Raw genomic sequence first — 6,250 nt, forward strand, 5'->3', positions numbered from 1 at the left:
CGGCCTGCGCGTGCTGTTGGTAGAGGACAACCCGGTGAATCGGGCGGTGGCCCTGGCGATCCTCGAGCACTGCGGATGCGAAGTCGGCATCGCCGTCGACGGACGGGAAGCAGTGGAGATCTGCGGCGCCGGGGATTTCGATCTGGTGTTGATGGACTGCCAGATGCCGGAAATGGACGGGTATGAGGCCACCCGTGCGATTCGTGCTCGCGAGCATCCCGGAAAACGCGTGCCGATCGTGGCGCTGACCGCCAATGCCATGTCCGGGGACCGGGAGCGCTGCCTCGCAGCCGGCATGGATGACTACCTTGCCAAGCCGATCCAGATCGAGGCCCTGGCGGAGGTGCTCCGTCGCCAGAGTCCGGCCACCCGGCGCGCCGACGGCCATGTTGGGACCGATCGGTAAGATCAAGTGTTCGGTCGTGTTCAAGGTGATCACGCTTGGCCCCTCGACTTCTCTGAATCGTGAACCCCGGGAAGTCGAAACATCAATAGGACGGTCGCCAGCCTCCATGATCCCTGTCTTTTTTCACTGCCGATGGCGCAGCGTCCGGGGTCGCCAGAGCAGCGCCGGCAGCGTAGTCGGCCAGCTCGATCCGCTCGCCTCCGATCACCGATCCGCCCTTGCGAACCAGATTTTCCATCGCCAGAAAGCCGCGCATCCTCTCGGGAGCAACCCAGGCCGTGCGGTCGAGCTGAACGCCGCTGCCCAGGTCGACGCCGCGAGCCTCGATGCGGTAGCTGTCGAAAGTTCCGGCCGGCAAAGTGATCCGCTCGCGTGCGGCGACACGCAACTCGAAGCGCACATTGACCTTCGTGCCATCCGCCCGGGTGACGATGAACTGTGCCGGCCAGCGCTTGCCGAGCGCGTAGTCGTTGATGAAGAACTGGTAGGGCGTCCAGCTTGTGCCGTCAGGCGCGCGGACATTGTTGCCGAACAGGTCGCTCACCTTGCTGCCGTCGTTGTACAACACCTCGTCGCCAGCGATCCTGAGAACGGTATCCGTGCTGCGTGCGGTTTCGGTCTGGCTGACGAGATCGACGGTGCGATACGTGTAACGCTCGCCGGGGCGGAACGAAACCACCTTGCCGCTGTAGGAAGCGGCCTTGCCGTCGGCAGCGCCCGGTACGCACATTTCCGGCCCAAGCGGCGGCGGTGGCGCTGCCTGGACAGGCTTTTCGCCGCGCTCGCGCAGGACCACGTCGAGTCGATGCTGCGCAAGCTCGGCAAACTTGCCACTTGGCCGTTGCCGGATGAAGGCTTCCAGGGGCTCGGGATCTTTTGCTTCGCGCAGGCTGTTCCAGGTCGCCAGATCGGCTTCGAACTCCTTCTGCTCGCGGCTCAGGTCACGACCGCTGCCCGCGACGAAGGCGAAATCACCTTCCAGCGAGGTGCTCTCCCAGGGAATCTGCGCGCCCTCGGAAGCCCGTCGCACCGCCAGCCGAACGCGCTTGAAGACGTCTTCGACCGGTGCGCCCGGCACTTTCATTTCCTTGAGCAGGTTCTCGGTGTACAGCCCGTGCGCACCCTCCCCGTCGTCGGCGGTGTTGCCGGGTGCAGTCGCATAGGCCAGCAGCGTGCCGGGCGGCGCGTCGAGCTGCGAGAGACCCCGGTCGTCGGTGCGAAAATCGCTGCCAAAGGGATTGTTGCGGCAGGCGTCGAGAATCACCAGATTGAGCGGATTGCGCGCACGGCCGAGACTTTCGAGCAGGAGACCGACGTCGACCCCCTGCGCAGCAATATCCGACGGGCGGGTGATGCGTACATCCACCGGCAGCATGAAATTCCGCCAGTTGAGCTGGACCCCATGGCCCGCGTAGTAGAAGACACCAACCGCCCGGTTGTCGCGCGCGAGCGCGTCGCCGAAACCGCGGATGGCCTCCTGCAATTCGCGGCGCGGCGCGTCCACCTTCAGCGTCACGCGAAACCCCGCATCGCGCAGGCGTTCGGCGACCGCGCGCGCATCGCGCGCGGGGTTGACGAGCGGTGAGGCGACATAAGCGCCGTTGCCGATCACCAGGGCGATCCGTCCCGCTGTCGGCTCGGGCGCGACAGCCGAGGCGCTCAGGGGTGCAAGAAGCGCCAAACAGATACAGAGTGCGGTGGCTTTTTGGGCAGGGCGTGGTGGCTTCATGGCAGTCTGCTTTCCTTGGGTTGATGGGCACGCAGGACCGATTATGCCAGATGCCGCCCGTCACCACTTCCTCTGCGCTCACGCCAATGGCAGACGATAGTCCTTGAACATCTCCCGCAGCCTCAGCTTGTGCAGTTTGCCGGTCGCGGTATGCGGCAGTTCGTCGACAAAGGCGACATCGTCCGGGATCCACCAGTTCGCCACCCGGCCCTGCAGGAACTCGAGCATCGCCTCGCGGGTCAGCGCCTGGCCGGGTTTTCTGACGACCACCAGCAGCGGCCTTTCCTGCCATTTATCGTGCGCCGCGCCGATCACCGCCGCTTCGGCGACCGCCGGGTGTGCCACTGCAGCATTCTCGAGCGCGATCGACGAAATCCACTCGCCGCCGGACTTGATCACGTCCTTGGAACGGTCGGTGATCTGCAGGTAGCCATCGGGGTCGATGGTCGCGACGTCGCCGGTGTCGAAGAAACCATCGGCATCGACGATGCCGCCGCCCTCGTCCTGGTAATAGCCGCTGGTGATCCACGGCCCGCGCACCAGCAGGTGGCCGGCGGCCTGGCCGTCCTGCGGCAGGCGCTCACCCTGATCGTCGACGATCTTCATCTCGACACCATAGACCGCCCGCCCCTGCTTCTCCTGGATGTCCAGTTGCTGTTCAAGGGTGTAGCCCTCGTGCTTGGGCAGCAGATTGCAGACCGTTCCGACCGGCGACATCTCGGTCATTCCCCAGGCATGAACGACGAAAGCCCCGAAGGTGTTCGCAAAGGCTTCGCTCATCGCGCGCGGAGCCGATGAACCGCCGATCACGACACGGCGCAGGCACAGTTCGTCCCGGGGCTTCAACCCGGCGTCATCGACATGCTGCAGGAGCATCCGCCACACCGTGGGTACGCCAAGGGCCAGCGTCACCTGCTCGTCGCGCAGCAGTTCATAGACACTCTTGCCGTCGAGCGCCGGGCCGGGCATCACCAGCCGGGCACCGCTCATGGCGCCGGCGTAGGGCATTCCCCAGGCGTTGACGTGGAACATCGGAACCACCAGCAGAAGGGTTTCGGCGACGCCGATGGCCAGGCCGTCGACCGCGCAGGCGGCCCACGCATGCAGTACCGACGAGCGATGCGAGTAGAGAACGCCTTTCGGGTTGCCGGTGGTTCCGGAGGTATAGCACAGCGACGAGGCGGTGTGTTCGTCGAACTGTGGCCAGTCGTAGGCATCGGACGCAGCGCCGAGCAGATCCTCGTAGCAGAGCAGGCCGGGAATGTTGCACACCGGCCGGTGCGCCCGATCGGTCATGACGACAAAACCGCGGACGCCAGGGACCGCCTGCGCCAGTTTTTCGACGATCGGCACGAAACCGAGGTCGAAGAACAGGAATCGGTCTTCGGCATGCCTGACGATGTATTCGATCTGTTCCGGGAACAGACGCGGGTTGATGGTGTGCAGAACCGCTCCCATCCCCGACACGCCGTAGTACAACTCCATATGCCGGTAGCCATTCCACGCCAGGGTGGCGATCCGCTCGCCCGCTGCAACCCCCAGCGCGGTCAGGGCGTTCGCCACCTGTCTGGAACGGCGGCTGATGTCGGCATAGGTACAACGATGCAGCGGCCCCTCGCTGGTACGCGAAATGATCTCGGCCTGTGGATGGCAACGTGCCGCGTGTTCGATCAGCGACGAGACCAGCAACGGCCGCTCCTGCATGAGTCCCCTGAGCATGAGGTATCCTCCTTGTCTCGGTTGAAGTCAAAGTGCTTGCAGCGCCCTGAGTAGTTGTTCGGTGTAGGCACTGAAGCGGTGGACGTCGGCGTGTGCCGCCGCCGGCAGTCGCAGCAGGCGCGCCTGCGGTGCGACGGACAACAGTTGTTCGCTATGCGTGACCGGAATCAGCCGATCCTGCTCGCCATGCACCAGCAGCAATGGACCGCGCAACAGCGAGGCGTCCTGGCAGGTCGCCAGCGGGTAACGCAACAACCAGGTCGGCAGCAGCGGATAATGCGAATGCATGAGCTGGGCCATGCTGCAATACGGTGAGACCAGGATTGTCAGGTCGGGCTGCACCGCTGCCGCCAGGCCGGCAGCCAGCCCCGTGCCGAGCGACCGCCCGAAAATCACCTTGCGCCTGCCGGCGTATTGCGGTGCAACAAAATGCCAGGCGGCCAGCACGTCGGCACGAAGCTGTGCCTCGCTCTCGATGCGGCCGCTGCTCTTGCCGTAGCTGCGATAGTCGAACATGAACAGATCGTAGTTGGCCTCCCGGTAGAATTCGACATTGCTGAACCAGGTCGCCAGATTGCCGTTGTTGCCATGCAGATAGAAAACCACTCCGCGCGGATTCGGCAGTTGCAGGTGCAGCGCCGAGAGCGTCGCGCCGGCAACCGGGATGTCGACCTCATGCACGTCGGCAAGCGCAAAGCGGTATGTCGCCGGCAGCGGATCGGGTTGAAAGATCAGGGTTTCCTGGTAGCAGTAGACCCAGGCCAGTGCGGCCAGATACGAACTGCCGGCCAATGCGGCGACGACCACCAGCACGCGCCGCCACAGCGCGCCGATGTCGGCAGCGACCCGGGCATGGACAATGCTCACCCCGGCCATGTCAACCGATCAGACTGAAGCGATGGATCAGGGGAGGCTGCGCCAGCAGTTCGCCCGCCAGCGTGATCGCCCTGGCCACATGGGCGCTCGCCAGATGAGCGTCAGCGACGGCCTGATCGGTCCACTGCTCGACGGTCACGAACTCCAGCGGATCGTCCTGATTCTGAAACAGCTCGTAGCTCATGCAGCCGGTTTCCTGGCGGCTTGGGCCGAGCAAATCCTGCAACACCGACCGCAGTTCGTTCTCTCTACCGGAGCGAGCGGTAATTCGGGCCATGATTCTGATCATCGTGTCCTCCTTGCGTAGGGGGTCTTGAGAAAAGGCAGCAGAAACGCGTCAGCTTTCCAGGGGTCGCCGTCCACTGATGGCTGTTCATCCATTTCCTTTCGGTCGTTCCTGTTCATCATTCCTTCATACGTGCCGCGCTGGCGCTTGGATGCAGCGAAATCGTCGATCAGGGGTGGCGATGGGAAGGTGATCATCCGGGCCAGCCGGGCAAGACGCACACCCGCTTCCTGTCAGAGGTTCAGCGTCCTGTACACCAGCGCCGCCAGACCTCGCGATACGAGGCTTCCAGTTCGCGTGTGAAACCCGCGTGCTCCATCAGCGGCGACTGCAGCAGGCGCGCGCGCATCGTCGTGCGCAGGCAGCGCAGGCGATTGGCGTCGTTGGCAAGTGCCAGCGCGGTTTCGACATAGTGCTCGGCCGAGTCGGCGACCAGATCGCCGAGGCTGACCTGGTTCAGGATGCTCAGACCCAGCCGCGCGACCTGCCGGCCACCGCAACGCGAGACCACCGGCACCCCCATCCACAGGGCCTCGCAGGAGCAGACGATTGCGATCAGTGTAGCCGGCCAGATCGACGAGGATGTCGATGCCATCGCGACGAATGCGCGCGGCCAGTTCGTCGTCGTCGAGATCGTGGCAATCGACCCAGCGGTCGGCATGCCGGCGGAAAAGCTCGGTCACCTCGTCGGCGCGGTCACGAAAGTAGTAGCAGCAGATCTCGAAAGCCTGATGGTCATGGTGCTCGATGATCGGCAGCAGGAAGTAGCGCACGGCGTGGCGGCAGAAGTCACGCGACAGATAGCCGATGCGCAGTCTCCGTCCGGGGTCGGGCGGGTTGAGCGGAGCAACGATCAGGCCGGCCAGCGGCGCGATCATCCGCGCGTCGAACTCGCGATGTGCGGCGAAAACCTCCTCATCCGAGGGTTCGACCGCAAAATTCAACAGCATGGGCCAGTTGCTCTGTACGTAAGGATCGTCGATTGCCCGCGTCGCCGCGCGGTAATGCGGAAGACCCTCGGGGCCGCGCCATTGCGCCAGCAGCACATTGCCGAGGTTCAGGCGCGCCAGCGGGTGATCAGGATCGAGGTGCAGCACCGCACGGTAGCTGCGTTCGGCGGCGGCGACCTCGCCCTGCTCCTGCAAGGCCTTGCCGAGGTTGTAATGCGCCTCGGCTGCCTGCGGATCGAGTTCGACGGCGCGCTGCAGGTGCGGCAGCGCCGCCATTGGCTGGA

Annotated in this window: 8 protein-coding genes; 2 read left to right on the forward strand and 6 right to left on the reverse strand. The window is 64.6% G+C overall.

The features are described 5' to 3' along the window. Positions 1-406: response regulator (locus tag CAPSK01_RS16185; RefSeq protein ID WP_273703857.1), on the forward strand; the 406-nt coding region annotated here is incomplete at its 5' end. A gap of 82 nt (positions 407-488) precedes the next feature. On the opposite strand, the gene CAPSK01_RS23430 is transcribed toward CAPSK01_RS16185, so the two are convergent. The 6 genes from CAPSK01_RS23430 to CAPSK01_RS23435 all read right to left on the reverse strand — a co-directional run bounded on the left by CAPSK01_RS23430 (position 489) and on the right by CAPSK01_RS23435 (position 5,527). Then, complete coding sequence (locus CAPSK01_RS23430) at positions 489-2,135, reverse strand: caspase family protein (RefSeq protein WP_273703858.1); 1,647 nt, start codon at positions 2,133-2,135, stop codon at positions 489-491. A 78-nt stretch (positions 2,136-2,213) separates the two neighbouring features. Further along, the gene (locus CAPSK01_RS16195; protein WP_034929022.1) at positions 2,214-3,854 is read right to left on the reverse strand and encodes a 3-(methylthio)propionyl-CoA ligase; all 1,641 of its coding nucleotides are present in this window, start codon (positions 3,852-3,854) and stop codon (positions 2,214-2,216) included. Positions 3,855-3,881: 27 nt separating this feature from the next. Beyond that, the gene (locus tag CAPSK01_RS16200; RefSeq protein ID WP_273703859.1) at positions 3,882-4,721 is read right to left on the reverse strand and encodes an alpha/beta fold hydrolase; all 840 of its coding nucleotides are present in this window, start codon (positions 4,719-4,721) and stop codon (positions 3,882-3,884) included. Positions 4,722-4,731: 10 nt separating this feature from the next. Then, positions 4,732-5,019 carry a putative quinol monooxygenase gene (locus tag CAPSK01_RS16205; protein WP_034929025.1) on the reverse strand — a complete coding sequence of 96 codons (288 nt, stop codon included), beginning with the start codon at positions 5,017-5,019 and terminating at the stop codon, positions 4,732-4,734. Further along, positions 5,016-5,237 (reverse strand): hypothetical protein, encoded by a 222-nt coding sequence (locus CAPSK01_RS16210; protein ID WP_273703860.1) that lies wholly within the window; start codon positions 5,235-5,237, stop codon positions 5,016-5,018. Before CAPSK01_RS16210 ends, CAPSK01_RS16205 begins: the two co-directional genes overlap by 4 nt. Before the next feature lie 20 nt (positions 5,238-5,257). Next, positions 5,258-5,527 carry a hypothetical protein gene (locus CAPSK01_RS23435; protein WP_273703861.1) on the reverse strand — a complete coding sequence of 90 codons (270 nt, stop codon included), beginning with the start codon at positions 5,525-5,527 and terminating at the stop codon, positions 5,258-5,260. Between CAPSK01_RS23435 and CAPSK01_RS23440 the strand changes: the two genes are divergently transcribed. Next, positions 5,478-6,250, forward strand: a 773-nt coding sequence (locus CAPSK01_RS23440) for a hypothetical protein (protein WP_273703862.1), incomplete at its 3' end; no start/stop codon positions are given. The two genes, CAPSK01_RS23435 and CAPSK01_RS23440, sit on opposite strands and share 50 nt — an antisense overlap.

The sequence above is a fragment of the Candidatus Accumulibacter vicinus genome (assembly GCF_000584955.1).
GTDB lineage: Bacteria > Pseudomonadota > Gammaproteobacteria > Burkholderiales > Rhodocyclaceae > Accumulibacter > Accumulibacter vicinus.

What these genes read in the sequence shown, in the direction of transcription:
- CAPSK01_RS23430 (WP_273703858.1), bottom strand. Translation starts at nt 2,135, where the DNA reads ATGAAGCCACCACGCCCTGCCCAAAAAGCCACCGCACTCTGTATCTGT.
- CAPSK01_RS16195 (WP_034929022.1), bottom strand. Translation starts at nt 3,854, where the DNA reads ATGCTCAGGGGACTCATGCAGGAGCGGCCGTTGCTGGTCTCGTCGCTG.
- CAPSK01_RS16205 (WP_034929025.1), bottom strand. Translation starts at nt 5,019, where the DNA reads ATGATCAGAATCATGGCCCGAATTACCGCTCGCTCCGGTAGAGAGAAC.